24 protein-coding genes and 1 tRNA gene are annotated in these 26,508 nt (G+C 49.2%); 19 read left to right on the forward strand and 6 right to left on the reverse strand.

Annotation, left to right across the window (positions count from 1 at the left end; translation table 11 throughout):
* Nucleotides 1-145: 145 nt before the first annotated feature.
* Both MUG84_RS25965 and trxB read left to right on the forward strand, forming a co-directional pair.
* Complete coding sequence (locus MUG84_RS25965; RefSeq protein WP_244730990.1) at nucleotides 146-1,897, forward strand: tetratricopeptide repeat protein; 1,752 nt, start codon at nucleotides 146-148, stop codon at nucleotides 1,895-1,897.
* 20 nt (nucleotides 1,898-1,917) lie between these two features.
* Nucleotides 1,918-2,865, forward strand: a complete 948-nt coding sequence (gene trxB, locus MUG84_RS25970; protein ID WP_244730992.1) for a thioredoxin-disulfide reductase — start codon at nucleotides 1,918-1,920, stop codon at nucleotides 2,863-2,865.
* 341 nt (nucleotides 2,866-3,206) lie between these two features.
* On the opposite strand, the gene MUG84_RS25975 is transcribed toward trxB, so the two are convergent.
* Genes MUG84_RS25975 through MUG84_RS25990 form a run of 4 tightly spaced genes read right to left on the reverse strand, consistent with a single transcriptional unit; the run spans nucleotide 3,207 to nucleotide 6,670 of the window.
* On the reverse strand, nucleotides 3,207-3,809 hold the full coding sequence (locus tag MUG84_RS25975) for a response regulator transcription factor (RefSeq protein WP_244730994.1): 603 nt from the start codon (nucleotides 3,807-3,809) through the stop codon (nucleotides 3,207-3,209).
* 30 nt (nucleotides 3,810-3,839) lie between these two features.
* Nucleotides 3,840-4,994, reverse strand: a complete 1,155-nt coding sequence (locus MUG84_RS25980; RefSeq protein WP_425313283.1) for a sensor histidine kinase — start codon at nucleotides 4,992-4,994, stop codon at nucleotides 3,840-3,842.
* Nucleotides 4,995-4,997: 3 nt separating this feature from the next.
* Nucleotides 4,998-5,735 carry an ABC transporter permease gene (locus MUG84_RS25985; protein ID WP_244730998.1) on the reverse strand — a complete coding sequence of 246 codons (738 nt, stop codon included), beginning with the start codon at nucleotides 5,733-5,735 and terminating at the stop codon, nucleotides 4,998-5,000.
* Nucleotides 5,732-6,670, reverse strand: a complete 939-nt coding sequence (locus tag MUG84_RS25990; RefSeq protein WP_244731000.1) for an ABC transporter ATP-binding protein — start codon at nucleotides 6,668-6,670, stop codon at nucleotides 5,732-5,734. The genes MUG84_RS25985 and MUG84_RS25990 overlap by 4 nt, the downstream gene beginning before the upstream one ends.
* Nucleotides 6,671-6,975: 305 nt before the next feature.
* Between MUG84_RS25990 and MUG84_RS25995 the strand changes: the two genes are divergently transcribed.
* From MUG84_RS25995 to MUG84_RS26055, 13 genes are all read left to right on the forward strand, one after another.
* A complete protein-coding gene (locus tag MUG84_RS25995; RefSeq protein WP_244731002.1) occupies nucleotides 6,976-7,926 on the forward strand; it encodes an ROK family glucokinase in 951 nt (316 codons plus the stop codon).
* Between the two features lie 266 nt (nucleotides 7,927-8,192).
* Nucleotides 8,193-9,062, forward strand: coding sequence for an RNase adapter RapZ (gene rapZ / locus MUG84_RS26000; RefSeq protein WP_244731087.1), 870 nt, complete (start codon nucleotides 8,193-8,195; stop codon nucleotides 9,060-9,062).
* Between the two features lie 14 nt (nucleotides 9,063-9,076).
* Nucleotides 9,077-10,063 carry a gluconeogenesis factor YvcK family protein gene (locus MUG84_RS26005; protein WP_244731004.1) on the forward strand — a complete coding sequence of 329 codons (987 nt, stop codon included), beginning with the start codon at nucleotides 9,077-9,079 and terminating at the stop codon, nucleotides 10,061-10,063.
* Nucleotides 10,064-10,070: 7 nt separating this feature from the next.
* Nucleotides 10,071-11,000, forward strand: a complete 930-nt coding sequence (gene whiA, locus MUG84_RS26010) for a DNA-binding protein WhiA (RefSeq protein ID WP_244731006.1) — start codon at nucleotides 10,071-10,073, stop codon at nucleotides 10,998-11,000.
* A gap of 96 nt (nucleotides 11,001-11,096) precedes the next feature.
* Nucleotides 11,097-11,366 carry an HPr family phosphocarrier protein gene (locus tag MUG84_RS26015; RefSeq protein WP_244731008.1) on the forward strand — a complete coding sequence of 90 codons (270 nt, stop codon included), beginning with the start codon at nucleotides 11,097-11,099 and terminating at the stop codon, nucleotides 11,364-11,366.
* Nucleotides 11,367-11,599: 233 nt separating this feature from the next.
* Nucleotides 11,600-13,114 (forward strand): methyl-accepting chemotaxis protein, encoded by a 1,515-nt coding sequence (locus tag MUG84_RS26020; protein ID WP_244731010.1) that lies wholly within the window; start codon nucleotides 11,600-11,602, stop codon nucleotides 13,112-13,114.
* A 161-nt stretch (nucleotides 13,115-13,275) separates the two neighbouring features.
* On the forward strand, nucleotides 13,276-14,028 hold the full coding sequence (locus MUG84_RS26025) for an SIMPL domain-containing protein (RefSeq protein WP_244731019.1): 753 nt from the start codon (nucleotides 13,276-13,278) through the stop codon (nucleotides 14,026-14,028).
* Between the two features lie 381 nt (nucleotides 14,029-14,409).
* On the forward strand, nucleotides 14,410-15,384 hold the full coding sequence (locus MUG84_RS26030) for an ABC transporter ATP-binding protein (protein ID WP_244731021.1): 975 nt from the start codon (nucleotides 14,410-14,412) through the stop codon (nucleotides 15,382-15,384).
* Nucleotides 15,381-16,232 carry an ABC transporter permease gene (locus MUG84_RS26035; RefSeq protein WP_244731028.1) on the forward strand — a complete coding sequence of 284 codons (852 nt, stop codon included), beginning with the start codon at nucleotides 15,381-15,383 and terminating at the stop codon, nucleotides 16,230-16,232. Before MUG84_RS26030 ends, MUG84_RS26035 begins: the two co-directional genes overlap by 4 nt.
* Entirely contained in the window at nucleotides 16,229-17,035 is an 807-nt protein-coding gene (locus MUG84_RS26040) for an ABC transporter permease (RefSeq protein ID WP_244731029.1), read from the forward strand. The genes MUG84_RS26035 and MUG84_RS26040 overlap by 4 nt, the downstream gene beginning before the upstream one ends.
* A gap of 132 nt (nucleotides 17,036-17,167) precedes the next feature.
* Entirely contained in the window at nucleotides 17,168-18,163 is a 996-nt protein-coding gene (locus MUG84_RS26045; RefSeq protein ID WP_244731095.1) for a polyamine ABC transporter substrate-binding protein, read from the forward strand.
* A 157-nt stretch (nucleotides 18,164-18,320) separates the two neighbouring features.
* Nucleotides 18,321-19,529, forward strand: coding sequence for a DUF2087 domain-containing protein (locus MUG84_RS26050; RefSeq protein WP_244731037.1), 1,209 nt, complete (start codon nucleotides 18,321-18,323; stop codon nucleotides 19,527-19,529).
* Between the two features lie 212 nt (nucleotides 19,530-19,741).
* On the forward strand, nucleotides 19,742-20,860 hold the full coding sequence (locus MUG84_RS26055; protein WP_244731045.1) for a PdaC/SigV domain-containing protein: 1,119 nt from the start codon (nucleotides 19,742-19,744) through the stop codon (nucleotides 20,858-20,860).
* Between the two features lie 112 nt (nucleotides 20,861-20,972).
* Here the strand turns inward: MUG84_RS26055 and clpP are convergent, their stop codons facing one another.
* Both clpP and MUG84_RS26065 read right to left on the reverse strand, forming a co-directional pair.
* Nucleotides 20,973-21,569, reverse strand: coding sequence for an ATP-dependent Clp endopeptidase proteolytic subunit ClpP (gene clpP / locus MUG84_RS26060; RefSeq protein WP_342346149.1), 597 nt, complete (start codon nucleotides 21,567-21,569; stop codon nucleotides 20,973-20,975).
* A 186-nt stretch (nucleotides 21,570-21,755) separates the two neighbouring features.
* Nucleotides 21,756-21,830, reverse strand: a tRNA-Arg gene (locus MUG84_RS26065).
* 326 nt (nucleotides 21,831-22,156) lie between these two features.
* Here MUG84_RS26065 and MUG84_RS26070 point away from each other — a divergent pair.
* The 4 genes from MUG84_RS26070 to tpiA all read left to right on the forward strand — a co-directional run bounded on the left by MUG84_RS26070 (nucleotide 22,157) and on the right by tpiA (nucleotide 26,508).
* Nucleotides 22,157-23,209 carry a sugar-binding transcriptional regulator gene (locus MUG84_RS26070; RefSeq protein ID WP_244731046.1) on the forward strand — a complete coding sequence of 351 codons (1,053 nt, stop codon included), beginning with the start codon at nucleotides 22,157-22,159 and terminating at the stop codon, nucleotides 23,207-23,209.
* A 112-nt stretch (nucleotides 23,210-23,321) separates the two neighbouring features.
* Complete coding sequence (gap, locus tag MUG84_RS26075; protein ID WP_244731047.1) at nucleotides 23,322-24,332, forward strand: type I glyceraldehyde-3-phosphate dehydrogenase; 1,011 nt, start codon at nucleotides 23,322-23,324, stop codon at nucleotides 24,330-24,332.
* A gap of 196 nt (nucleotides 24,333-24,528) precedes the next feature.
* Entirely contained in the window at nucleotides 24,529-25,710 is a 1,182-nt protein-coding gene (locus MUG84_RS26080) for a phosphoglycerate kinase (protein WP_244731048.1), read from the forward strand.
* Nucleotides 25,711-25,755: 45 nt separating this feature from the next.
* Complete coding sequence (gene tpiA / locus MUG84_RS26085) at nucleotides 25,756-26,508, forward strand: triose-phosphate isomerase (protein ID WP_244731049.1); 753 nt, start codon at nucleotides 25,756-25,758, stop codon at nucleotides 26,506-26,508.

Raw genomic sequence — 26,508 nt, forward strand, 5'->3', positions numbered from 1 at the left:
GGGCTTATTCTACTGGTAATCCTTTTTGCGTTTTGCCGTGCATGAGGTACCATGCCTTTTTTAAGTTCGAATGATATCCAGATGAATCTATTGTTTCTCTTTGATAGAAATGTTATATGCAACTTAAGGGAGGTGCCTTGCTTACATGGAGGAAAATCATCTGCAGGCTGAGGACCTACAACATAAAGTAATACCCATTCATATGGATGCCAATTTCTTTTTTGAACGTGCTGTCCGGTCAATGGACCGTCTTCATTATGATAAGGCATTAAAATATTTTCGCAAAGCTGTTGAATATGAACCGGAAAATCCGGTGAATCATTGCAATGTGGCGGGCATATTATCAGAGATGGGCGATTATGAGGGTTCAAACGCCGTCCTTGCCGATATTTTGGAGCATGTCGATGCATCCGTGACGGAATGCTATTTCTATATGGCCAATAATTATGCCAATATGGACAATTTTGAAGAAGCTGAACGTGTGCTGATCAAGTACCTGGAGGAGGATTCTGCTGGCCAGTTTTTGGACGAGGCTGAAGAGATGATGGAGCTGTTCCAATACGAACTGGAACGTCCGGTGAAGCCTAGCCGGATCCGCAGCCGCGAGGGTATGGTTGAACACGAAGAGGCACGGACGCTGATGGAGGAAGGGAAGTTTTCCCAAGCGTCCGAGCTGCTGGAACGCATTGTGCAGGAGCAACCTGATTTCCTGGCAGCACGAAACAATCTGGCTCTGGCTTATTATTATATGGGGTTGTTCCGCAAAGCCAAGGCTACGATTGGCGAGGTGCTGGAGCTGGAACCGGGAAATATTCACGGATTGTGCAACCTGGCGATATTTTACCAGCATGAGGGGGATACTAATTCCTTGAACCCTCTGCTGGAACTGCTCGAAATCACGATCCCTTTTCATCAGGAGCATGTGTTTAAGCTGGCTACCACGATGGGGATTTTGGGCAAGCATGAATCGGCTTACGGGCATTTTCGTCGGCTCCTCAAGGATGACGAAGTAAACGGAGATCCGAGTCTCTACCACTATACAGCGGTGGCCGCCTTTAACAGCGGACGCTACAAGGAAGCGAAAAGGTACTGGGGCCAGCTGCTCAAGCTGGATCCTGTATCCGATATTCCGCGCTTCTATCTGGCACAGCTAGAAGAACTGGATCTGACGAGTACGCAGCGGCTTGAACTAAGCTATCATTATCATCTACCGTTCGAGGAGCAGCTGAAACGCTGGGAGCAGGATGAAAGCGAGCTGTACGAAGAGATCAAAACTAATCCGCTAATCCGTTCCTCGTTCTTCTGGGCGCTTCGGTATGGAGACAAGGGGACCAAGCTTCAGGTCATCCGTGCGCTCGGCTGGATCGCCGACGAAGAAGTAAAGGAGACACTTGAGGTCTTCCTTGAAGAGCCGGATGAGGCGGCAGAACTGAAGCGGGAAGCAATGCGCATTCTACAGGAGATGGGGCTTGAAGGTTCTGTTCAAGCAGCTTTAGAAGTAAGCGTGGCTTCGGAGCCGATGATTGAGGAGACGCAGGTGTCAAACGATTCTCACAACGGGGGCGATACCTTGCAGGCTGTTGTGGATCAGGCGCTCCTGCATATGGACGACCAAGCGGACCGGGAGCAAAAGAGTCATTTGCAAAATCTGTGGACCCAGTTTCTTGGCAAGCTGCACCCGGACACGCCGATAATCCGTCATACGGAAGGATGGTCTGCAGCGCTGGAATACTTAACGGCCAAACAACACGGCAGTTCTATGACGTATCAGGAAGTGGCAGAGCGGTATGGAGTCTCCGTATCAACGGTAAGCCGCTATGCGAAGCGCATCAACAGTGTATGCTCACTCAAGGAAGAAAAGGATGATATTTTCCGTCCTTTTACAGAAAATATATAAGAAGAGAGAGGATCAATGTTATGTACAAATCAATCGTAATCGGTACGGGTCCTGCAGGACTTACGGCGGCTATTTATCTGGCGCGTGCTAATATGAAGCCACTGGTGATCGAAGGTATGCAGCCTGGCGGACAGCTGACTACAACGACAGAGATCGAGAACTTTCCTGGCTTTCCTGATGGCATTATGGGGCCGGAACTGATGGACAACATGCGTAAGCAGGCCGAGCGTTTCGGCGCTGAGTTCAAAACCGGCTGGGTGGACAAAGTGGATTTCTCCAAACGTCCATTTAAGCTGACCGTAGAAGGCATGGGCGAGATTGAAGCTGAATCTGTCATTATCTCTACCGGCGCTTCCGCGAAATATCTCGGCATTCCTGGAGAACAGGAAAATGTAGGACGCGGCGTCAGCACCTGTGCAACCTGCGACGGATTCTTCTTCCGTAGCAAAAAGATCCTCGTGATTGGCGGCGGCGACTCCGCGATGGAGGAAGCAAACTTCCTGACCCGCTTCGGTTCCAGCGTCACGCTGGTTCACCGCAGAGAAGAGCTGAGAGCATCCAAAATCATGCAGGACCGTGCGCGTACCAATGACAAAATCATTTGGGCACTGAACCGCGTACCAATGGAAGTCGTGGTTGCCGATAACGGCGTAAAAGGCTTGAAGGTATACAACAATGAATCGAAACAGGAAGAGCTGATTGAAGCCGACGGTATTTTTGTGGCCATCGGACATACACCAAACACCAAATTCCTGGACAATCAGATTACCACGGATGAGGTTGGATACATTCTCGTCAAACCAGGCACAACGGAAACCAATATTCCGGGCGTGTTTGCCTGCGGCGATGTACAGGATGTGCGCTACCGCCAAGCCATCTCTGCAGCCGGTACCGGCTGTATGGCTGCGATGGACTGTGAGAAGTTCCTTGAAGGCAATATGGTTCATGACTGGAGTGGAACACTGTAACAGCGGTTTATAATAAAAGGAGCTATCCCCAAAGATCAATTTGATCTTCGGGATAGCTCCTTTTTTTGTCTGGGCATCATCATTCGTTCTCGATATAAGCAAAGATAGCGGAGGGGAACGGAATTGATCTTGAAGAAGCGAAGCGACTGCAAGATCAATAAGTAAATAAAGCGCCTATCTAAAAAGGTAGGCGCTATTCCGTGTTTTTATACTAACCAGCGGAGGTTTGGGGATAGCCGATCCTTTGTGAGCCAGTTTTCCCCGTAGACCTATTCCAATCAAATAAACTGGCGAGCAACAGAGCGGATAGCGCCAAACCGTAGCGCCTCAAACCGTAGCGCCTATATCCAGCCGTTCTCTTCCGCCAGACTGATCGCTTCGATCCGGTTTTTTGCTTGAAGCTTGTTTAGAATTTCGGAGATATAGTTGCGGACGGTTCCGTGCGAGAGATGGAGCGAGCGGGCGATTTCGCTCGCGGTCCGGCCCGCAGCGATCAACTGCAAAATCTCGCATTCTCTTGGAGTCAGTGGGTTCTTCTGCGCGGCTGAGTCGAAGATCAGCTCGGGCGAGATGGCGCGGTGTCCCTGCATGACTCGCCGGATCGATTCAGCGAGCCTGTCGCTTGGCTCGTCTTTCAGTAGATAGCCACTGACGCCTGCCTTCACAGCTCTTTCAAAATACCCAGGCCGCGCAAAGGTGGTCAGAATAATTACGTGGCATGGCGATGCATCCTTCTTCAGCCGCTCCGCGACCTCTATGCCGGTCTGCACCGGCATTTCGATGTCCAATAGACAGACATCGGGCCGGAGTCTCAGAATCATAGAGAGGGCTTCCTGACCGTCTGCAGCTTGGCCTACCACCTCTAGGTCATCCTCGAGATCCAGCAGCGAAGCAAGGGCGCCGCGCAAAAGACGCTGATCCTCGGCAATCACAATACGGATCATGCAGTTTCACACTCCTTGCCGGGTTCATGTTTAGATTTGTTCTATTTTCGTTAGGATGTCGTCGCTGGGCGTGGTTCTAATGACAATCGGAATACGGATGAATACGGTCATACCGCTGGAGGAAGAGAGCTCCAAGGTACCGTCAATCAATGACAAGCGTTCCCTCATGCCTTTAAGCCCGTTGCCATTGGTTACCGGGGGTTCATGGCTTTCGTTCCAACCGATTCCGTTATCGCTGATGGTCAGCCGGAGTTCACCTGAAGTTTGCTCTATGGCGATGGTACAAGCATTTGCCTGGCTGTGTTTGACGATGTTGGTGACGGCTTCCTTCAAACACATGCTGATTATGTTCTGGATGAGTCCCGAGATGCCTTCCAGATGGAAATCTCCCTCTGCCTGATATTGTATTCCTGCACTCTCCAGTATCCTCTCAGAAGCCTTCAGCTCTTCCATAACTGTCAATGTCCGCATCCCGGTCACCAGCTCCCGTACCTGGCGCAGAGCGGCTCTAGAGGTCTGTTCAATTTCCCTGGCTTCCAGTAGCGCCTTCTTCGGATCGCGCTCGAGGAGCCGGGTCACGAGCTGGCTTTTCAAGGTGATCAGCGATAACGTATGTCCTAACGTATCATGCAGGTCTCTCGAAATACGCATGCGCTCTTCACGCTTCACCAGCTCCTTGATCCGTTCATTGGCCTCATTCAGATCGCGTTCCAGCTGCTGCCGCTTAAACATGGAACGCATACCGAACGGAGTCATCATCATGACGACCATAAAGGGAAGAACGACGAAGACGTCCTGTCTTACCAAACGAGGAATATTGAGAATGAGCGGCAGGATCAGCATGACGTAAAAGACGGCCAGTGCAATGGCAAAGCGCTTTTGATCTTTGTAATATCCAATAAAACTGGCTGTGTAGAAGCCCAAAAATAAATTGTAAGGGCTGTATGCTACGCAAATAAAAAATGCGAGCAGCATCTGCAGGCTCAGCCAGTAAGAGAAGGATTTTTTCGCGAAATAAAGCTGCCGGTAGGTTACCAAAAACAGGGCGATCATCAGGTAACCTACGATTCTGCGCCAGCCTTGCTCCTGACTCATGTAAAAAATCGGCATGGACATATAAATCAGCCACACATAAGGAAAGAAGCCCAGTTCACTCGGAAATAAATGAAATCGGGAACACTTCAAAGGTTACACCGCTTCCTGTTTTTTTCGAATATATATGGATAGTACCATAAACAGGATTAAATAACTGGCCAAAATTAGTATCGGTTTAAGGCCAGGAGCCTCCCCTGCCGCGATGGACCACACCCCACTGCCGTAATTGTAGGAAGGAAGCCATTGGCCGATGGTCTGCAGTACGGAAGGAAAGCTGTCGATCGGCATCCACATGCCTCCAAGCACCGCCATCAGCATGTATGTGATATTGCTTAAGCCGCTCGTGGTGTCGACCCTTTTCATCGTTCCGAATAGCGTGCCAAGAGCAAGGAACGGGATGGAGGCAACCAGAATCCAGAGTCCACTGCCGATCCATTGGCCGATAGACATCTGAACCCCGTTCATAAGGAAGCCTGCGACAAAAATGACGATGACCGAAAAAGCATGCATGACGGTTTGCCCGAACATTTTAGATATGAAATAAATGCTTCCCGGGAGCGGTGTGATCCTCATATAGACGGACCAGCCCAAGCTCTGTTCCTGGACCATACGGATGCCGACTGTCATAATGGACGAGCCCATAACGCTGAAGGTAGTCATCGACATCAGGTAATGCGCCTGCCAGGCTTTCGCGTCATCGACACCGGTGTTAACGATTTTTGTGAATATATAATAAAACACGATGGGCATGAGGAGCGACCAAAAAACATAATAGGGGTTGCGGATAATCCGCAGCATTTCAACCTTGCACTGCATGAGCAGCATTTTCATGATGAGACCGCCTCCTTCTCTTGATCATGCGTAAGCATCACTTCAAAAGCATCATCGAGCCGCCCCTGTCCGGTGCGGATGTCCCGTGCGGGAATGTTATATCTGAAGATGGCTGCCAGGACCGTGTCCGTGTTGTCTGCCGTAACCGACCATCTTCCTTCCTCCTCCTTGCAGTCCCGCACCCCGGGAATGGAGCACATCCGATGGATCATTTCGCCTACGGCATAGGAGTCCCCGTCTTCCAAATCCGCGATAAAAGATACGGAGCGGCTGGTCAATCTCGATACGATCTCATCCGGGGTGCCGTCTGCGGCGATTTTTCCTTTATTAAAGAGGAGAATCCGGTCTGCGGCATCCTCCGCTTCCTGTAGGTAGTGCGTAGAAAAGAGAATCGTCTTACCTTTATGGGCCAGTGCCTCGACTTGCTGCCAGAACGTTCTTCGCGACGTTGAATCCAGTCCTACAGTCGGCTCGTCGAAGAATAGCAGGTCGGGATCCCCCGCCAGTGCCAGTGCAAATCCAAGCCTACGCTTCTGCCCGCCGGACAGCTTATCCGCGCGTTTATTCAGCTCCTCTGGCGTGAAGCCGGCGAGATCGGCCATTTCCGTCAGCTTAAGAGGATGGGGATAGTAGCTGCGAATCATGGACATCACTTCACGCGCATTCAGCCCGTCAATCACACTAACCTCCTGAAGCATGGCGCCGATGCGCCTTTTGACCTGGGCGTCCTTCGGGGATTGGCCGAATATTCTGACGCTGCCGGAGCTGGGCTCGCGCAGTCCGAGCAGCATGGATAGCACCGTCGTTTTACCTGCCCCGTTGGGGCCAAGAACAGCTGTGACGCTGCCCCGCGGAATGACGAAGGAGACATCTTCCACGGCCGTTTTGCCAGCGAAAATCTTAGAGACATGTTCAAGCTCTGCTATATTTTCCATACTAACCTCCAGTTGTATAGATTCATTGGCTTTATACCTTATATTTCCATTCTAAACGCGCAGAGTCGGACCGGTTAGTGTGTGCTGTCATGAAAAGAATGTGACAGTTGTCATATCATGTGAGAGGATAGGAATAGGGCAAGCGTACCGTTTCACGAAATCTTCAAAAAGCGGATGAAGCCCGCAGCACGGGCTTTGGCGGGGCTTGTGAAGGTTCTCACATCTCTTGACCGATAGAATAGCTTCAATTATAGTTGGTACAGTAGGAGCAAACTAATTATTGAGAAAAAAAGGTGGCTTGTAACATGTCTGAGCAAATCTACGTTGGTGTCGATTTAGGCGGAACAGCGATCAAGGTCGGCATCTGCAATCAAGCAGGACAGCTTATTCAAACGTATGAAGGACCCACAGAAACGGAAAAAGGCGTTGATGTTGTCGTCGATAATATCGAGAAATATGTGCGACATATTGTTGACCAGTCCCCATACAGCTGGGATCAGCTGGCAGGTGTCGGAGCGGGAGTTGCCGGCTTCACCAATGTACGTGAGGGGATCATTATTTTCGCGCCAAACGTAGGTTTCCGTGATGTGCCGATTCGTGCCATTTTGGAAGAAAAAATCGGCAAGCCTATTAAAATAGACAACGACGCAAACGTTGCTGCCCTCGGTGAAGCCTGGAGCGGCGCGGGTCGCGGCATCGAAAACTGCGTCTGCTATACGCTCGGTACGGGTGTAGGCGGCGGAATTATCATCAACGGCAAAATCTATCAAGGCTTCTCTGGCTTGGCCGGTGAGCTTGGTCATATTTCCGTTGTTCCGGATCTGGAAGCCATCCAATGCGGATGCGGCAAAATGGGTTGTCTTGAGACAGTCTCTTCGGCAACAGGCATTATCCGCATGGCGAAGGATGCCGTTGAACGCGGAGACCGCACATCGCTTGCGCTGGAGCAGCATATCGCAGCGAAGGAAGTATTTGACGCGGCAAAAGCCGGGGATGAAGTGGCTCAGCGCATCGTGAAGCGCGCAGCCTTCTACCTGGGCAAATCGATGGCAGCTGTAGCTGCTGCGCTCAATCCGGAAGTGTTCATCATCGGCGGCGGCGTCTCGAAAGCGGGAGATATCCTGTTTAGCGAAGTGCGAGACGTATTTGCCAAGTCGACTCCTGAGCCTCTGCAGAAGGGCGTTACCATCCTGCCTGCACAGCTCGGAAATGATGCTGGCGTTGTCGGCGCAGCCGGACTTTTACTTCGTTCCTAGGACGCCTGAAGCAGTGTTTTGAATGTAAGATTAGAAGTACAGCGGGCGGTGGAGTAATACCTTTTTGAAGATATAAGAAAGTATAAACTTCAAAGAGTTTGCATCCTTATATCGCAAGAAAAACTTCATCTAAACGCGGTCTGTCTTCTCTGAAGATACGTCGATAGAAGTTTTTCTTAAGTATTTGCGGCCCGTTTTTTCGCTTTCTGAATACCATACTAAGGGAGGGGAAGCTGGTGCTGGACGGTAACAATACTGCGTCGGCCATGGCCACCCTGATTATCATCACAGGCATGTCGGGGGCTGGAAAGACGCTAGCGGTACGAAGCCTGGAGGATCTCGGATATTTCTGTGTGGATAATCTGCCTCCGGTGCTCATTCCTAAATTTGCTGAACTGATTGAGCAGTCGAAGGGTAAAATCGCGAAGGTAGCACTGGTCATTGACCTGCGCGGACGTGAATTTTTTACAGCTTTATCGGAATCCTTAAATTATATCAGGGACCATTTTACGATACATTGCGAAATTTTGTTTCTGGAAGCAACGGACTCGGTGCTTGTGCAGCGCTACAAGGAAAGCCGGCGCCGGCACCCGCTTGCTCCGGAGGGCATGCCGCTTGATGGCATCCGCCTGGAACGAAAAATGCTGGAGGAGCTTAAAAGCTCTGCTACCGTTGTGCTGGATACCAGCAGCATGAAACCGGGAGAGCTGAAGGACAAAATCATCTCGCGGTTCTCCCATCTGGAGAGCAACGCGCTATCTATCAATATTACTTCGTTCGGTTTCAAGTACGGGATTCCGATTGATGCCGACCTGGTATTTGATGTCCGTTTTCTGCCGAACCCCCACTATGTGGAGAATTTGCGGCCTCGGACCGGACAGGATAGCGAAGTATACGATTATGTCATGAAGTGGCCTGAAACCCAGGCATTCCTGACGAAGCTGCTGGATATGCTGCATTTTCTTATCCCGCAGTACCGAAAGGAAGGCAAAAGCCAAGTCATTATCGGCATCGGCTGCACAGGTGGCAAGCACCGCTCGGTAGCGATCGCTGAATATTTAGGCAAAATGCTGGGAGCCAGTGAAACAGAATCGGCTTCGGTCAGCCACCGGGATTCTGAACGTGATCGGCATTAATGAGAGTGGAAGTGATGAGAGTGGCTGAACAAAATAGAGAGCGTCCGCGTATTGTTGTCATGGGCGGAGGCACAGGCTTGTCGGTCATGCTGCGCGGTTTGAAGGAAATGCCGCTAGACATCACAGCGATTGTCACTGTGGCGGATGATGGAGGCAGCTCAGGTATTTTGCGGAGTGAGCTCCAAATGCCGCCTCCGGGCGATATTCGCAACGTTCTGACAGCACTGGCTGATGTGGAGCCATTGATGTCAGAGGTGCTTAGATACCGCTTCAGCAGCGGTTCGGGCCTGGCGGGACATAGTCTTGGCAACTTGATTCTGGCCGCCATGACCGACATCAGCGGTGACTTTGTCACGGCAGTGCGGGAATTGAACCGCTTATTTGCGGTACGGGGCCGTGTGCTGCCTGCTGCCGGCGAAGCCGTTGTGCTGTCGGCGGAGATGGAGGATGGCACCATTGTAACCGGTGAATCCAAAATTCCTGAAGCTGGCCTGCGGATCAAACGAGTCTTTCTAGAGCCATCCGAAGTAGAGCCGCTCCCTGAAGCGGTCGCAGCCATTGAAGAGGCGGATGCGATCCTGATCGGTCCTGGAAGCTTGTATACCAGTATTCTGCCGAATTTGCTCGTTCCCAAGCTGGCTGAAGCCGTCATGGCTTCGGAAGCGATCAAAATATTTGTCTGCAACGTCATGACCCAGCCGGGGGAAACGGACGGATATACCGTCAGCGACCATCTCCAGGCTGTTTACAATCATATCGGCAAGCACTTATTTGACTATGTCATCGTGAATAGTGGGGATATTCCGCCTCAGGTTCAGGATAAATATGCTGAAAAGGGCGCCAAGCCGGTGGAACTCGATTACGACGAGGTGACCAACCTTGGATACAAGGTGATTGCCGACACGCTCGTGCTTTTCCGGACGTATCTGCGGCATGACGCCGACAAGCTGAGCCATCATATTTACCAGCTGGTTCAGGACTGGATTTTACGAAAGAGGTGAGAGTCCCGTGTCGTTTGCGGCGCTGACTAAAAAAGAACTGACCATGATCGAGGCAGACGCCTGCTGTGAACAGGCCGAATTGTCGGCACTGATCCGCATGAACGGGGCGGTCCAGCTTTCGAACAAGAAGGTCATTTTGGATGTATCCACCGAGAATGCAGCGATTGCCAGACGTATCTACTCGCTCATTAAAAAGCATTTTCAGGCTCATACCGAGCTGCTTGTCCGCAAGAAGATGCGTCTGAAAAAAAATAATGTCTACATCGTCCGTATTCCGGCCCGTGTTCAGGAAATACTGAAAGAGCTGAAGATTGTTTCGGAAGGCTTTTTATTCCGTGCCGACATCGACCCGGTTCTGGTCAAGAAGAACTGCTGCAAGCGCGCCTATCTGCGCGGAGCGTTTATGGCCGGGGGCTCGGTCAACAATCCGGAAGGCTCCTCCTACCATCTGGAGATTTCGTCCATGTATGAGGAGCACTGCCAGGCGCTGGTGGATCTTGCGAATGAATTTCAGCTTAACGCCCGTTTGATTGAGCGGAAGAAGGGATTTATTCTGTACATCAAGGAAGGCGAGAAAATCATTGAATTCCTAAACCTGATTGGAGCGCATCAAGCCCTGTTCAAATTCGAGGATGTGCGCATCATGCGCGACATGCGGAATTCCGTGAACCGGATCGTCAACTGCGAAACAGCCAATCTGAATAAGACAATTGGAGCAGCCGTCCGGCAGATCGACAACATCAAGCTGCTGCAGAAGGAAATGGGGCTTGAGAATCTACCCGACAAGCTGCGTGAAGTTGCTGAAATCCGGTTGGCTCACCCGGACATGAATCTGAAGGAAGTAGGAGAACTCCTCAAGGGAACCGTCAGCAAATCCGGCGTAAACCACCGGCTCCGCAAGATTGATGAGCTGGCTGAGAAGATTCGAAACGGCTAGTTTTTTCTTCTAGTGTCGTTCATGTTATAATGTTATAATGTTACCAAATATGGCTTGAGAGCTATGCAGATTTTTTAATTAGGGGGTAAGGTTTCCATGACAAAGCATCCGGTAGTTGTCCGCTTAAAAACGGGTCTTCATGCCAGACCGGCAGCGTTGTTCGTCCAAGAAGCGAATAAATACTCATCTGAAATTTTCGTGGAAAAAGATGATAAAAAAGTGAATGCCAAGAGTATCATGGGAATTATGAGCCTTGCAATCAGTTCGGGGACCGAAGTAATCATCAGTGCCGAAGGTGCGGACGCAGATCAGGCTGTAACCGCTTTAGTCGCTTTGGTGGGTAAGGAAGAACTCGAGAACCAATAATATGGATGATTCATACTCTGCCAAGAAGGGATGATCCCTCGCGGCCATTTTCAAAAACAGCCCTTTCTTCAAGACGAAGATAGGGCTGTTTTGCTGCCCTACAAATGTCCGCTTTTTTGAAAAATTCCTATTATCAAACATAACGATCTATCCGATTATATACTATAGCTGCCATGAAAACGGCGGCGTACTTTTATTTTGAGGTAGGGAAAATTAAAAAAAGGGGTATGTGTATGGGGAAATGGAACAATAGGAGAAATGAAGCAGCCAGGAGGGAAGGCGAAGGAGCTGGAAGAACGCTGACGCTTGAAGAAAAGGATATGAGCGGCAGAAACAAAATTTTGCTGGCGGCCATTATCATTACGACGTTTTTTGCGTCGACTACAATAGATACAGACCGTCTCATTAGCTGGTCCAATGTTTGTTTTGTCATTAATGTCATTGCGCTCATTACATACATTTACCTGCATATTCGCAAAAAATATATCCGCCACATTTCATATATCAGTGTGTTCAGTATGGCTCTGAATATCGGAGTTCAGTCCTTCGTTCAGCCAACGATGGCAAGTTTCTTCGCGGTCTATTATCTGATCATACTCGCTATCATAACACTTCAGCTTCTGGTCACTTCGATTACGCTGGTATATTCGATGATTATTACGATCTATCTGGCATTCGGGAATACAGGGATTCCAATGTCTCTGAAAGACAAGCAGCAGGCTACTCTTATGATCGTACTCGTTTCTATTATGGCCTTCCTTCTTCTTCGCGTCACCAACACCCTGATGAACAACATGAATAAGGCGCGCGAGCAGAGCGTACAGCTGCTGAGTGAGCAGCAGGTTCAGAGGGAAAGTCTAATGAGCGGTGTAATGCTGGTCACGGGCAATATCAATGATATTACGCATGGCGTCGAGGATAATATGGCCTCCTTTGAACAGATGAACGTGGCATTCCAAGAGATCTCCAGCGGCGCATCCGCTCAGGTTGATTCGACCTATGCCATCAATGAATCCGTAAAACAGATGAACATGATGGTGCAGCAGATGTCGAGTTCAACGGAAACGCTGCTGGAACAAACGGATGACGCGAATCGTCTCTCTGAGACTGGTAAGGATAAGGTGGAGCTGCTGAACGAGGCGATTCTCGACTTCAAACAACAAATTGACGCCATGTCTACCGATATCCAAAGCTTGACCGAACGGGTTAACCGGACTTCGCAATTCAGCCAGACCATTCAGGAAATCGCCAACCAGACCAATCTGCTGTCGCTTAATGCCAGTATCGAAGCAGCAAGAGCAGGCGAGCACGGACAAGGGTTTGCCGTTGTGGCCAAGGAAATTCGCAAGCTGGCGGAGGTGGCTTCGGGATCGGCCGAACAGATCTCTTCCGAGATGAACAGCTTTTCAAAATTGATGGATGAAACGATTGCACGTATGGGACAGGTTGCAGCACGGATGGATAAGAGCAGCACGCTGACCCAAGAAACGTACGACGCCTTTAACTCGATTAAACAATCCATTGCAGGGCTTCTGGAAGTGTCTAACAGTTACCGTGGAAATATTCGCGAAATTGCCGTATTCTCCGGCTCCATTGACGATTCCACATCGCACTTGGCTTCTGTGAATGAACAAACCTCTGCAACGCTGCAGGAGCTGACCGCTACACTCCAGTCTCTTCTCAGCAGCAATGAAAATAGTCTGCAAGGCATCAAGAAAACCCAAAGCAATCTACAGGCGCTCACTTAAATTGGGCAGAAAAAATTTCGTATTCCTGCAACATTTACCAATCCTCTGCGTCTAGTAGACAAATCAGGTGAAAAGATAGGTTGCCTAAAGGAAGATTCGGCTAACTTTTGCACTTTCACCTCTTTGGAGAGACTGTTCAATAATCAGAGGAGGTCAATGAAATGAACAAATGGATTAAACCTGTAGGGTCGGTACTGATTGCCAGTGCATTAATGATTGGAGTAGCAGGTGTGAGTGGTATCGGAGGCACCTCCACTGTTTTTGCGGATCAGGATGTACAGCGTAATGTAGTTAACGTGGTAGGCAAAGGCGAGGTCTCCGTGAAGCCGGACATCGCCTATCTGTCGATCGGGGTGGATACACAGGCGAGCACAGCGCAAAGCGCGCAGAAGGCGAACGCCGAGAAAATCCAAAAGATTACCGATGCCTTGAAAAATACGTGGAAAATCGCAGACAAGGACATTCAAAGCGTATCCTTCTACGTGCAGCCGAACTACACTTACAATGACAAAGAAGGCCAAAAAGTAACGGGCTATACGGCTCATCACACGCTGCAAGTTTCCTACCGCGATCTGTCCAAAATCGGCAAGCTGCTGGATGACGCGTCGAATGCAGGCGCCAATAACATCGATAATGTTATCTTCTCGGTTGAAAATCGCGACCAGTATGAAGAGCAGGTCATTCAAAAGGCAATGGCGAACGCTGATTTGAAAGCTGGAGCGATTGCCAAGGCGGCTAAACGCCAACTGGGTGCAGTGCTTACTGTAAGCCAAGGCGATGTAAGCAGTCCGGTTATTTATACACAGGCTAAAATGGAATCTATGGCTGATGCAGCTTCAAACAATTCCACGGCAGTAGCGCCAGGCGAAGTGAAAATTTCGACGCAGCTCAGCGTGCAATATGAATTGAAATAGGCTTTGCTGCGAAAATAAAACCGCCGATTCCTGAGCTTAACAAGCTCTAAGGGAATGGGCGGTTTTTGCTTGTAAACTAGGGTGTGAAGCTTTTTCCTGTCGAATATTACAGAAAAGTGTTGTACCCGGGGGGAAAAAACGGTATAGTGAATATGCGAAATTTTGTACTTGCAAGGGTTTTTGACGTATAAAATGCAGTGAAACTTCACATATTTGCATAATTTCGAGCCTGGTAAGCCATACCCATGGATATGGCTTTTTTTTCTTAAGATATCAGAAATTTCACAAAATGCGTCGCAAGACGTTTTTTCTTCGTGTTAAGGGAAGTTTCGGTGTCATCATCATGATCTATGAATTTTTGAAGTACAGGATAGGGGGTAGATGCATATGATTGATCTTGTCCAAATAGAAAAGCATTTTGAAGGACAAGTGGTCGTGCATCCGCTGTCACTGAACATTGAAGAGGGAGAATTCCTGACTTTGCTCGGTCCAAGCGGCTGTGGTAAAACGACCATACTACGAATGATTGCCGGCTTTGAGACGCCAACCCATGGTGACGTGGTTTTGGCAGGTCAGAATGTGACTAACTTGCCGCCAAACCAGCGGGATTTGAACCTTGTGTTCCAGCACTACGCGCTGTTTCCGCATATGACGGTGGAAGAGAATATCGCTTTCGGGCTGAAAATGAAAAAGATGCCAAAGACAGAGCAGAAGAAGCGGATTGAAGAAGCAGTTGCGATGACGCAGCTGACTGCGCTGACTTCCCGTTACCCGCATCAGCTTTCCGGAGGCCAGCAGCAGCGTGTGGCCATTGCGCGCGCGATTGCGAATAAGCCTAAGGTGCTTTTGCTGGACGAGCCGCTTGGCGCGCTGGATCTGCAGCTCCGTAAAAACCTGCAGTCCGAGCTGAAGCATTTGCAGCGCTCGCTGGGCATTACTTTTGTGTATGTGACGCACGATCAGGAGGAAGCGATGATGCTGTCCGACCGGATCGTCATTATGAATAAAGGAAAGGTTGAGCAGGTTGGTACGCCTAGAGAAATCTATGCATCGCCTAAGACCCTGTTTGCCGCAACCTTTGTGGGAGAGAATAACATTTTCTCTTCTGCCGAAGGGCTTTTTGCCGTTCGTCCGGAGAAGCTTCGTCCGGTGCGTGAACTAGAAGGAGCGCGCGTAACGGGTGTGATCCAGGACGTACTGTATCTGGGGAATGTACACAAGCTGACGGTACATCTCGACAATGAGCCTATGTCCGTCACCATTGCGCTTGATTTTACGGATGAAAGACCGTGGCAAATCGGTGAGAAGATCGGGGTGAACTGGAGTCCGAAGGACGAGGTGGTCATCGGGGTATGAGAAAGTCGAAATTTTTGATGATTCCTGTGCTGCTGTGGATGGCGCTTTTCCTTCTGATCCCGATGGTTATTGTCGTGGCTATGTCTTTTATGCAACGCGACACACTGGGCAATGTTGTCTATCATTTCACCCTGGACGGATACAAAACTTTTTTTGATCCGTTGTATCTCGGCATCTATTGGGATACGCTTGTTCTTTCAGTGGTGACGACCGTGATTTGTCTGCTCGTCAGCTATCCGCTGGCTTATTACATCGCCAATGCTTCTCCCAAGATCCAGACATGGGGTCTTGTGCTGATTACAATTCCGTTCTGGATCAATTTTCTGATCCGTACTTATGCCTGGGTGCTTTTGCTGCGGACGCAGGGAGTTGTAAACTCTTTGCTGCTGGATTTTGGATGGATCCAGGAACCATTACAAATGTTGTATACCAAGGGGGCCGTTCTCCTCGGTATGGTATACAACTTTATTCCGTTTATGGTGCTGCCGATTTATGTGGCACTGGAACAAATGGACAAGCGGCTGCTGGATGCGGCCAGCGACCTTGGCGCCTCGCGCTGGAAGGCATTCCGCCATATTACGCTGCCTCAGAGCAAATCCGGCATCATGACCGGCTGCGTGCTGGTGTTTGTGTCTACGTCAGGGATGTTTGTAGTCACGGACATGCTGGGTGGGGCGAAGTCCATGATGATCAGCAACATCATCCAGTCACAGTTCCTAGGAGCGCGCAATTGGCCGTTCGGATCGGCATTGTCCGTTATTTTCGTCATCACGTCATTGATTCTGATATTGCTGTTTAACCGGGCCATGCGGTCCAGGGCTGACCGTGCAAAGGAGGGGAGCGCATGAAGAAGAAAAGTCATCCCCTCTTGGGAATCCACTCTTTGCTGATGATGATCTTTATCTACGTTCCAATCCTGGTCATTATCGTGTACTCCTTCAATAACACGAGACTGAGCGGAGAATGGAAGGGATTTACGTTCGAATGGTACACTTCGCTGCTGAAGGACCGCCATGTGATGGAGGCACTCACCAACACTTTGACGGTGGCAGTCATTTCAACCCTCGCAGCTACGCTGCTGGGTACGCTCGCCGCCCTGTCGCTTCGGAATCTGAATAAGAGATGGAAGGGTGGCATAAACGGCCTGATGTACCTGCCTGTCGTCATTCCGGATATCATTATGGGTCTGTCGCTGCTGGTGTTGTTTAGCCAGATGCATGTCCCGCTCGGAAAAACGACGGTCATTATCGCCCATATTACATTCAGCATATCTTACGTGTATGTGGTCGTGAACGCACGGCTGGCCGGCATGGGCCGGCAGCTGGAGGAGGCTGCATCTGATTTAGGTGCGACCAGCTGGCAAACGTTCCGGCATGTGACGCTTCCGCAGATTTCTCCGGGCATTATCGCGGGTGCATTGATTGCCTTTACGATGTCGCTGGATGATTTCATGGTCAGCTTCTTCGTTTCGGGCCCAAGCTCGACGACGCTGCCGATCTATATTTACAGTCAGGTGAAGCGGGGCATTTCGCCGGAGATCAATGCGCTTTGTACACTGCTGATTTTGGTGAGTGTGACGCTGATTCTGTTGGCACAGTTCTTCCTGAATCGCGGCAAAGGGCAGAAGAAGCACAAGACACTGCCGATTTAGAATAATTCGAGTTGTTGTATTTAAGTATAATCCAAAAAAATGGAGTAACGGAAAGAGAGGAGATATGTAACTGTGAAAAGAAAGGGTATCGCCGGCTTGCTGCTGGCAGGGGCTATTGCTGGATTGTCGTTAATGTCTTTGGGAGGATGTTCTTCCTCCAAGGAGACGCTTCATATCTATACTTGGGCCGATAATTTCGACGAGGATGTACTGAACGATTTTGAGAATAAGTACAACGTCGATATTACGATCGACAACTATGCAAACAATGAGGACCTGCTGGCCAAGATCAAAGCAGGCGGTGGGGGCTATGACTTGATCCAGCCTTCTGACTACATGGTTAGCACGATGATTAAGAGCCAGCTGCTTGAACCGCTCGATATGAAGAATATCCCGAACTTCGTCAACGTTCAGGATTCTCTGAAGAACCCTGTCTATGATCCGGGCAACAAATATTCGATCGTATACACGTCCGGTGTGACCGGGATTGCCTACAACAAGAAGTATGTGAAGGACAAGATTGACAGCTGGGATGATCTGTGGAACCCTGCTTACAAAGGCAAGGTGCTGCTGCTGGACGACAACCGCGAGGTGATTGGCATGGCGCTTAAAAAGCAAGGCCATTCCAACAGCTCCACGAATGAGGGCGAGATCAAATCCGCCGTGGATGACCTGAAGAAGCTGCAGCCAAGCGTGCTTGCTTACGATACCGATAACATTAAGCAGAAAATGATTCAGGAAGAAGGCTGGATCGGTACTGTTTGGTCCGGAGACGCAGCCTTTATCGTGAAGGATAATCCGGATATCGAATTCGTGGTTCCGAAAGAAGGCGCAACGATCTTCTCTGACAACTACGCGATTCCGAAAGGCGCGAAGAACAAGGAGCTGGCGGAAAAGTTCATCAACTACATGCTGGATCCGCAGGTGAGCGCGAAGAACTACGAAGCAATCGGCTACAGCGATCCTAATGCCAAGGCGATGCAATATCACAGTGAAGAATACCGCAACAACCATATGATTAATCTGTCGGAAGATGAATTGAAACGTACGGAATGGCTCGGCGACGTTGGTTCCACGCTTCAGGTATATGACCGATATTGGACCGAACTGAAGAGCGGACGAGATTAAAAAGAATGCGCTGTGAGCGGCGTTTATAATTGAACGGTCCCCTTTCCTTTATGGAAAGGGGATTTTTTTGCGCATATAGATATCTTCAGTTGATTAAAAATAGACAATAATATAAAATGTCTAATATATAATAAATGATTTGAGGAGTTGTTTGTTGATGGATGCTGTTTCAGACGAACTGCTGCATGCCGATATACATGATCTTAAACGCGGATATGCGGAAGATTCCGTTCTTGATACGTATACATGCCTGATTTGCGGCCACCAAACCGAAAAGGGAATCGTCTACCCGGAAGATGGGATGTTTTACGAAGCGGAGAAATCGATGCGCCGCCATATCAAGCAGGAGCATGACTCCATGCTGGATTATCTGCTGAGTCTCGACAAGAAGCTGACAGGGCTGACGGATTTGCAGCGGACGCTGATTGGATTTTTCCACGAGGGATTAAGTGACCAGGACATTATCGCCGAGATCGACGGGGGAAGTACGTCCACTATCCGCAATCACCGTTTTATGCTGCGTGAGAAGATGAAGCAGGCGAAGCTGTTTCTGGCTGTGATGGAGCTGATGGAAGAAGGTGGGAAGAACGCCGGCCGCCAGCCGTCGCCACCCGCATCATCCAAATCGGCGCAGTCTAAACTGCCAGGCAAGCTGGGTGGACGTCTGTCTATTACGGAGGAAGAGAACGGTCAGATTCTGAGTAAGTATTTTACGGAAGGCTTACATGGGCCTCTGAAATCTTGTCCCAAGCAGGAGAAGCGCAGAGTCGTCATTTTACGCTATATGGCTTCAGACTTCGAGATTGGACGCACATATACCGAAAAAGAAGTGAATCAAGTGCTTGAAGCCCGGTATGCAGACTACGTGACGATGAGGAGATTTTTGATCGAATATGGGTTCTTCGACCGTTTGCCGGACGGCAGCGAATATTGGGTGAAGCAGCCTCGAGATGGGAGAAAGGGGAATAAAGATATGAAGAACCAGCGAAGAAAAGAATTGGTGGATGAATATATGAGCACGCCGCGCCCCATGGGAGTTTTTCAAATCCGCAACAAGGAAAATGGGAAAATCTACGTCATTAGCAGCACGAATTTGCCGGGGACCATCAACAGTCAGAAAGCAAAACTGAGCTCTGATTACCATGTCAGCCGGACATTGCAGAAAGACTGGAAGGAGCTGGGGGAGGAAGCCTTTGCTTTTGAAATTTTGGAGGAGCTTGAGCCCGATCCGCAGGCAGCCAATGATCTGAAGCAGCAGAAGATCTACAAGGACAAAGTGGCGAAAATGGAAAAGGAGTGGCTTGAGAAGCTCCAGCCGTACGATGAGAAGGGCTACAACAAGCGTCCGCGGGAAGATAAAATGTAAAAAAATGCTCCTCCAACTGTCATTTCTCGTGTCTATATGGAAAAATGATGAACAAAATTATACCTTTTTCCTTTCTTATACGACAATACTGTAACCGCGTTTGTCATCAAATCGGTCATGGGCCTTAATATAATAAGGATGTGGATAAATTCAGTAATCATTCATATGACTAGCATATGTAGAAATGTATGGAGAGAGAGGAGACATCATTAATGAATAAGACGATGAAATGGAGCGCAGCTATCTTGGCTGCTGGTGTACTGTTTGGCGGGATGAATATGACTGGAGGGGCTCTCGTGAATGCGGCCGCTGCCGGTAAACCGGCGGTAAAGCAGAATGTACAGCCGTCCGTAGTCCTCAAATATAATGGCATAACTTTGAAACAACAGGGGAAAATCGTAAATGGCCTGACCATGATTCCGATCACGGTCCTGCGTGACTCATTTGGCCTGCCGCTAAGCTATAACCCGGGCACGAAAACATACAGCGTCGGAAGCGGTACATCGAAGATGAATCTGGAAGTGTCGGAATATGGCGTAGGATCGAATGTGAACGGCTATTATATTTCCAGCTATGGCGATAACGGAATCGATATTTATGAAGCGAAGAATATCGGCGGTCATTTGTATGTGCCATTCAAGGTACTGAACGATTATATGGGCTTTACGGGCGTGTGGAATCCTTCCTTGAAATCGCTCGACATCAGCAAGCAAACGATGAACAACATCAACATTTCCAACGAAACACTGACCAAAACGAACAAGAATGCCAGCATCGTGGTTCATTATCCGCAAGTGAGCGGGCTCTCAGAGGATGTACAGTCCAAAATCAATGATGCATTCAAGAAGGATGCGGAGAATTTCGCAGCAGAGAGTGAAAAGGCAGCTGCTGAGCGAGACGGATCGATTGAGGATAATAAGTATGATTTCGTTCAGAGTTTCGCCGTTACCTTTAATCGTGAAGGGGTACTCAACATCGTTGTTGACCAGTATGGATATACCGGCGGTGCACATGGCAGCACTTACCGTGAGGGATGGACCTTCTCACTGAAGGACGGAAAACGGCTTGAGCTCAGTGATCTGATGAAGAGTGCACCGAACTACAAGCAGGCACTCGACAAAATGCTGAAGCAAAAAACGAAAGAAGTTTCGTTTCCGGACATAAAGGCTGGATTAAATGAAAAGCCTAATTTCTACCTGAAGGAAGGCGGCCTCGCCATCTTCTATCAGCAGTATGAAATTGCGCCGTATGCGGCAGGCATCCCGACGTATACGTTTAGCTTCAGTGAACTGCTGCCGAAGGGCAGCGATCCATTCGCTGATTTCAAATAAGCGGCTGCTCCACCGCACAGGATATACAAAAGAGCCCCGGGCTTATGCCTGGGGCCTTTGCAAACAAAAAAAGAGCTGTTTCCCGATGAAGGAAGCAGCTCTTTTTTCTTATTTACACTCCTTGTACCGGAGGATGCTCCAATACTTTATCGATAATGCCGTATTCTGAAGCGTCTTTCGCGCTCATGAAGTAGTCACGGTCGGTGTCTTTTTCAATACGTTCCAGCGGCTGGCCCGTGCGTTCTGCCAGGATGCGGTTCAGCGTATCACGCATTTTGAGAATGCGGCGGGCGCGGATCTCGATGTCCGTTGCTTGTCCTTGAGCACCACCCAGAGGCTGGTGGATCATGATCTCGCTGTTTGGCAGGGCAAAACGTTTACCTTTGGCACCCGCGTTCAGAAGGAATGCACCCATCGAAGCTGCGAGGCCTACGCAGATGGTAGATACGTCAGGCTTAATGAATTGCATTGTATCATAAATCGCCATACCGGCTGTAATGGAGCCGCCCGGGCTGTTGATGTACAGATGGATATCCTTATCAGGGTCTTCGGCAGCCAGGAACAGCAGCTGGGCAATAATCGAATTGGCAACCACGTCGTTGACATCGGAACCCAGGAAAATAATGCGGTCTTTCAGCAATCTGGAATAAATGTCGTACGCGCGCTCGCCGCGGTTGCTTTGTTCAACGACCATAGGTACAAAACTCACGTGGAAAACCTCCCTATTCATGGATCAAATGTAATTATTCTATTCATACTGTTACCGTATTAACCACATGATAAACAATTTCAAACAAAAAGTCAAAGAAAGTCAAACTTCGGGGTAAAAAAAATAGCCGTTGATTGGCTTTCGTCCTGTTGGGTAAAACATATGGTAGAACTTTAAAAATAATAATGGCGCGCCCGCGAGGAATTGAACCTCGATCTCAGGCTCCGGAGGCCTACGTCATATCCATTGGACCACGGGCGCAAAGGTTGAACTTGAAATTGGAATCAAGTTATAGGTTAAGCTCTATTACAATCAGTACAGCAAAAATGATTATACGCTAAATTCACCTAAATTGCAAGAGGCTCTGTTCAAATATCGAACAAAATGCGGTTATCTGCGGAAGAATAATGCTTTTTTCAATGAGCCTGTATAAGAGGATAGAAGAATGAGAAGGATAGACGCTGGACTACTTGCAACGGGCATGAAAATTGAGTAGAATATAAGTGGGACTTAAAACGTTTACCTGGGACGTTTTGAGGCCAAGGGAATCAGAGATAAGGAAGCCGAAGTTGCAGGAGTGTAAAGCAATGCGAAAATTATTGGAGATACAAAAGCAGCTTCTGCCTGATCTCATGGACATTCTCAAGACAAGGTACACCATTCTTCATCAGATCATGCTATCAGAGCTGGTAGGCCGACGCACGCTGGCGGCATCGCTTCATATGACGGAGCGGGTGCTGCGTGCAGAGACGGATCTCTTGAAGTCCCAAGGGCTGATTGATATCGAGAGCTCCGGCATGAGGATCAGTGAAGCGGGACGAAGACTGCTGGAAGAGATGGGCCCGATGGCGAAGGAGCTGTTCGGACTGAACGAGCTCGGTGAGAAGATCCGCCGTGCCTACAATCTGCAGAAGGTTGTAGTCGTGCCAGGGGATTGCGATTCCTCGCCGCTGACCAAGAGGGATCTCGGAAGCGCAGGAGCCAAGGCTCTGCTGGGAGTCATGAATCAGGAAGACACAGTAGCCGTGACGGGTGGATCCACGTTGGCTGCTGTGGCAGGAGAGCTGAACCCGCAAGGTTCCGTGCCGATGAAGAACAGCTGGTTTGTACCGGCCAGGGGCGGACTTGGAGAGAGTATGGAATTCCAGGCCAACACCATCGCCTCGACCATGGCAAAGCGTGTAGGCGCACAGTACCGGCTGCTTCATGTACCGGATCTGCTGAGCGACGACGCTTATCAATCGCTTGTACAGGACCGCAACATCCAGGAGATTGTACAGGTAATCCGGCAGTGCCGCATTATTGTACACGGCATTGGGGACGCCATGGAAATGACCCGGCGCAGAAATCTGGATGCTGCCGCGGCACAGGAAATTGAGAAGGAAGGCGCGGTGGCCGAATCTTTTGGCTACTACTTTAACGAAAAGGGAGAAGTTGTTCATCGGATGATTACGCTTGGACTCCGGCTTGAGGATATTATGAGAACGGAGATTGTAATCGGCATCGCCGGAGGCAAAGACAAGGCGAATGCTATCCACTCGGTGCTGAAATTCGGTCACGAGAATATTCTCGTTACGGATGAGGCGGCGGCAAGCGAAATCTGCAGACAGATTGATGAACAGACTTCCGAAAGCCATTAACAGAGTTATCAATACAGGCAATTGCCTGTTTTGAATAAATACCGGATTGTGCGGCCGCTTTAACGGCTTTTAGCAGAATCCTCAAAAAACGAAATTCTAGGAGGACTATTCAATGAGTGTAAAAGTAGGCATTAACGGTTTTGGACGTATCGGACGACTCGCTTTCCGCCGCATTCAGAATGTGGAAGGAATCGAAGTTGTAGCAATCAACGACTTGACTGATGCTAAAATGTTGGCTCATTTGCTTAAATATGATACTACGCAAGGCAAATTCGACGGAGAAGTTGAAGTTCATGACGGATTCTTCAAAGTAAACGGCAAAGAAGTTAAGGTTCTTGCGAACCGCAACCCTGAAGAGCTTCCTTGGGGAGAGCTCGGCGTTGACATCGTTCTGGAGTGCACAGGCTTCTTTACAACTAAAGAAAAAGCTGAGCTTCACCTGAAAGGCGGAGCTAAGAAAGTTGTTATCTCCGCTCCTGCTACAGGCGACATGAAAACGATCGTTTACAACGTAAACCATGAAATTCTGGACGGAAGTGAAACAGTCATCTCCGGCGCATCTTGCACAACGAACTGCCTGGCTCCAATGGCTAAAACATTGAACGACAAGTTCGGCATCGTAGAAGGCCTGATGACTACAATCCACGCTTACACTGGCGACCAAAACACTTTGGATGCTCCGCATTCTAAAGGTGACTTCCGCCGCGCTCGTGCAGCTGCTGAAAACATCATCCCTAACACAACAGGTGCTGCTAAAGCCATCGGCCTGGTAATCCCAGATCTGCAAGGCAAACTTGACGGCGCAGCTCAGCGTGTACCGGTTCCAACAGGTTCCCTGACTGAACTCGTAACTGTACTCGATAAAAAAGTAACAGCTGACGAAGTGAACGCAGCCATGAAAGAAGCTTCTGACCCAGAAACTTATGGCTACACTGAAGATGAAATCGTATCTTCCGACATCAAAGGCATCACTTTCGGATCCCTGTTCGACGCAACTCAAACCAAAGTTCTGACTGTAGGCGACAAGCAGCTCGTTAAAACTGTTGCTTGGTACGACAACGAAATGTCCTACACAGCTCAATTGGTTCGCACATTGGAATACTTCGCTAAACTGGCTAAGTAATAACGGCGCCGTTTAACGAACATATGGAGCGGAAACAGAACCTTTTGTTTCCGCTCTTTGTAAATATCTAAGGTTTTTTGGATAGAGAAACTGGAGAGTTTGGATAGATAGAACCCCGAGGATTGCAAAAATCCCGATACTTATGTTACCCCTGGATTCCTGATAAAACTAAAAAATGGGTGCGGAGGAACGAACAATGAATAAAAAGTCTGTACGTGATGTGGAAGTTAACGGCAAACGCGTTTTTGTACGCGTGGATTTCAATGTCCCTTTGGAAAACGGCAAAATCACTGACGATACACGGATCCGTGAAACGCTGCCAACCATCAAGTATTTGATCGAAAACGGCGCAAAAGTGATCCTGGCAAGCCACATGGGCCGTCCTAAAGGACAATTTGTGGACTCCATGCGTTTGACTCCTGCTGCAGAGCGTCTGTCCGAGCTGCTTGGCAAACCGGTCGTAAAAGCGGACGAAGCAGTAGGCGAGGCTGTAAAAGCTGAAATTGCAAAAATGCAAAACGGCGACGTGCTCTTGCTTGAAAACGTGCGTTTCTATCCTGGTGAAGAGAAGAACGATCCAGAACTCGCTAAGCAATTTGCTGAGCTTGCGGACCTGTTCGTTAACGACGCTTTTGGCGCCGCTCACCGCGCACATGCTTCCACAGAAGGCATCGCGCATTTCCTGCCAGCCGTTTCCGGTCTATTGATGGAGAAGGAATTGTCTGTACTGGGCAAAGCACTCTCCAATCCGGAGCGTCCTTTCACAGCCATTATCGGCGGATCGAAAGTAAAGGATAAAATCGACGTTATCGACAACCTGCTGAACATTGCTGACAACGTGCTGATCGGCGGCGGTCTGTCTTACACCTTCATGAAAGCTCAAGGATACGAAATTGGCTTATCCCTGTGCGATAATGATAAACTGGATGTAGCGCTCGGATTTATCCAAAAAGCAAAGGATCTCGGCAAGAACTTCCTGCTTCCGGTCGATATCGTGATTGCGGATGACTTCAAAGCGGATGCAAACGTAGAGATCGTCGAAGTGGGCAACATCCCTGAGAAATGGGAAGGCGTGGACATCGGACCAAAAACCCGCGCTAAATATGCCGAAATCATCAAGAACTCCAAGCTGATCGTATGGAACGGACCGATGGGCGTATTCGAAATCGATCCATTCTCCAATGGTACGCGTGAAGTGGCTGAAGCTTGCGCACAAACGGAAGGATACACCATTATTGGCGGCGGCGACTCTGCTGCAGCAACGGAGAAATTCCATCTGGCTGAAAAAATGAATCATATCTCCACAGGCGGCGGCGCTTCGCTGGAGTTCATGGAAGGCAAGGCGCTTCCTGGCGTCGTAGCTCTGAACGATAAGTAAAATCCGAGTTGTACAGCTGTAAGGAATAAGAAGGAGTTGAAACAAGTGAGAACACCAATCATCGCGGGCAACTGGAAAATGTTTAAAACCGTTCCTGAAGCGAAAGCATTCATCGAAGAGGTGAAAGGCAAAGCAGAAGTAAACGGGGTGGAAAGCGTGATCTGCGCACCATTCACGAATCTTCCTGCTCTAGTCGAAGCAGCTAAAGGTACTTCCATCAAAATTGGTGCCCAAAACCTGCATTTCGAAGACAATGGCGCGTTTACCGGTGAAATTAGCGGCGAAATGCTGAAAGATCTGGGCGTGAACTATGTGATCATCGGACACTCCGAACGCCGTGCTTATTTTGCGGAAACTGACGAGACGGTCAACAAGAAAATGCATGCGGCATTCCGCCATGGCCTGACACCAATCGTATGCGTGGGTGAAAAGCTCGAAGAGCGTGAAGCCGGCCAAACGAAGGATGTCTGCAAAGTACAAACGGAAGCTGCTTTTAAAGGTCTGTCTGGAGACCAAGCGGCTGAAGCTGTCATTGCATACGAGCCGATCTGGGCCATCGGAACAGGAAAATCTTCAACAGCACAGGACGCGAACGAAGTTATTTCCTACATCCGCGACCTGGTGAAAGGATTGTATGGAGAAGACGTTGCAAGCAAGGTTCGCATTCAATACGGCGGTAGCGTGAAGCCTGAGAATGTAGCCGAGTACATGGGACAAAGCGACATCGACGGCGCTCTTGTCGGCGGTGCCAGCCTGCAGCCTGCTTCCTACATCCAGCTCGTTGAGGGGGCGAAGTAA

It is taken from the genome of Paenibacillus mangrovi (genome assembly GCF_022898935.1).
GTDB classification, from domain to species: Bacteria; Bacillota; Bacilli; order Paenibacillales; family Paenibacillaceae; genus Paenibacillus_AQ; species Paenibacillus_AQ mangrovi.

Bases quoted from the DNA above. Each gene is read 5' to 3' on its own strand.
- MUG84_RS26030 (WP_244731021.1), top strand. From the start codon at position 14,410: ATGCATATGATTGATCTTGTCCAAATAGAAAAGCATTTTGAAGGACAA.
- rapZ (WP_244731087.1), top strand. From the start codon at position 8,193: ATGGCCACCCTGATTATCATCACAGGCATGTCGGGGGCTGGAAAGACG.
- MUG84_RS25965 (WP_244730990.1), top strand. From the start codon at position 146: ATGGAGGAAAATCATCTGCAGGCTGAGGACCTACAACATAAAGTAATA.
- gap (WP_244731047.1), top strand. From the start codon at position 23,322: ATGAGTGTAAAAGTAGGCATTAACGGTTTTGGACGTATCGGACGACTC.
- MUG84_RS26015 (WP_244731008.1), top strand. From the start codon at position 11,097: ATGACAAAGCATCCGGTAGTTGTCCGCTTAAAAACGGGTCTTCATGCC.
- MUG84_RS25985 (WP_244730998.1), bottom strand. From the start codon at position 5,735: ATGAAAATGCTGCTCATGCAGTGCAAGGTTGAAATGCTGCGGATTATC.
- MUG84_RS26025 (WP_244731019.1), top strand. From the start codon at position 13,276: ATGAACAAATGGATTAAACCTGTAGGGTCGGTACTGATTGCCAGTGCA.
- MUG84_RS25975 (WP_244730994.1), bottom strand. From the start codon at position 3,809: ATGATCCGTATTGTGATTGCCGAGGATCAGCGTCTTTTGCGCGGCGCC.
- MUG84_RS26070 (WP_244731046.1), top strand. From the start codon at position 22,157: ATGCGAAAATTATTGGAGATACAAAAGCAGCTTCTGCCTGATCTCATG.
- MUG84_RS26005 (WP_244731004.1), top strand. From the start codon at position 9,077: ATGAGAGTGGCTGAACAAAATAGAGAGCGTCCGCGTATTGTTGTCATG.
- MUG84_RS26020 (WP_244731010.1), top strand. From the start codon at position 11,600: ATGGGGAAATGGAACAATAGGAGAAATGAAGCAGCCAGGAGGGAAGGC.
- MUG84_RS26040 (WP_244731029.1), top strand. From the start codon at position 16,229: ATGAAGAAGAAAAGTCATCCCCTCTTGGGAATCCACTCTTTGCTGATG.
- MUG84_RS26035 (WP_244731028.1), top strand. From the start codon at position 15,381: ATGAGAAAGTCGAAATTTTTGATGATTCCTGTGCTGCTGTGGATGGCG.
- MUG84_RS25995 (WP_244731002.1), top strand. From the start codon at position 6,976: ATGTCTGAGCAAATCTACGTTGGTGTCGATTTAGGCGGAACAGCGATC.
- MUG84_RS26045 (WP_244731095.1), top strand. From the start codon at position 17,168: ATGTCTTTGGGAGGATGTTCTTCCTCCAAGGAGACGCTTCATATCTAT.
- MUG84_RS26055 (WP_244731045.1), top strand. From the start codon at position 19,742: ATGAATAAGACGATGAAATGGAGCGCAGCTATCTTGGCTGCTGGTGTA.
- MUG84_RS26080 (WP_244731048.1), top strand. From the start codon at position 24,529: ATGAATAAAAAGTCTGTACGTGATGTGGAAGTTAACGGCAAACGCGTT.
- MUG84_RS25990 (WP_244731000.1), bottom strand. From the start codon at position 6,670: ATGGAAAATATAGCAGAGCTTGAACATGTCTCTAAGATTTTCGCTGGC.
- MUG84_RS26050 (WP_244731037.1), top strand. From the start codon at position 18,321: ATGGATGCTGTTTCAGACGAACTGCTGCATGCCGATATACATGATCTT.
- trxB (WP_244730992.1), top strand. From the start codon at position 1,918: ATGTACAAATCAATCGTAATCGGTACGGGTCCTGCAGGACTTACGGCG.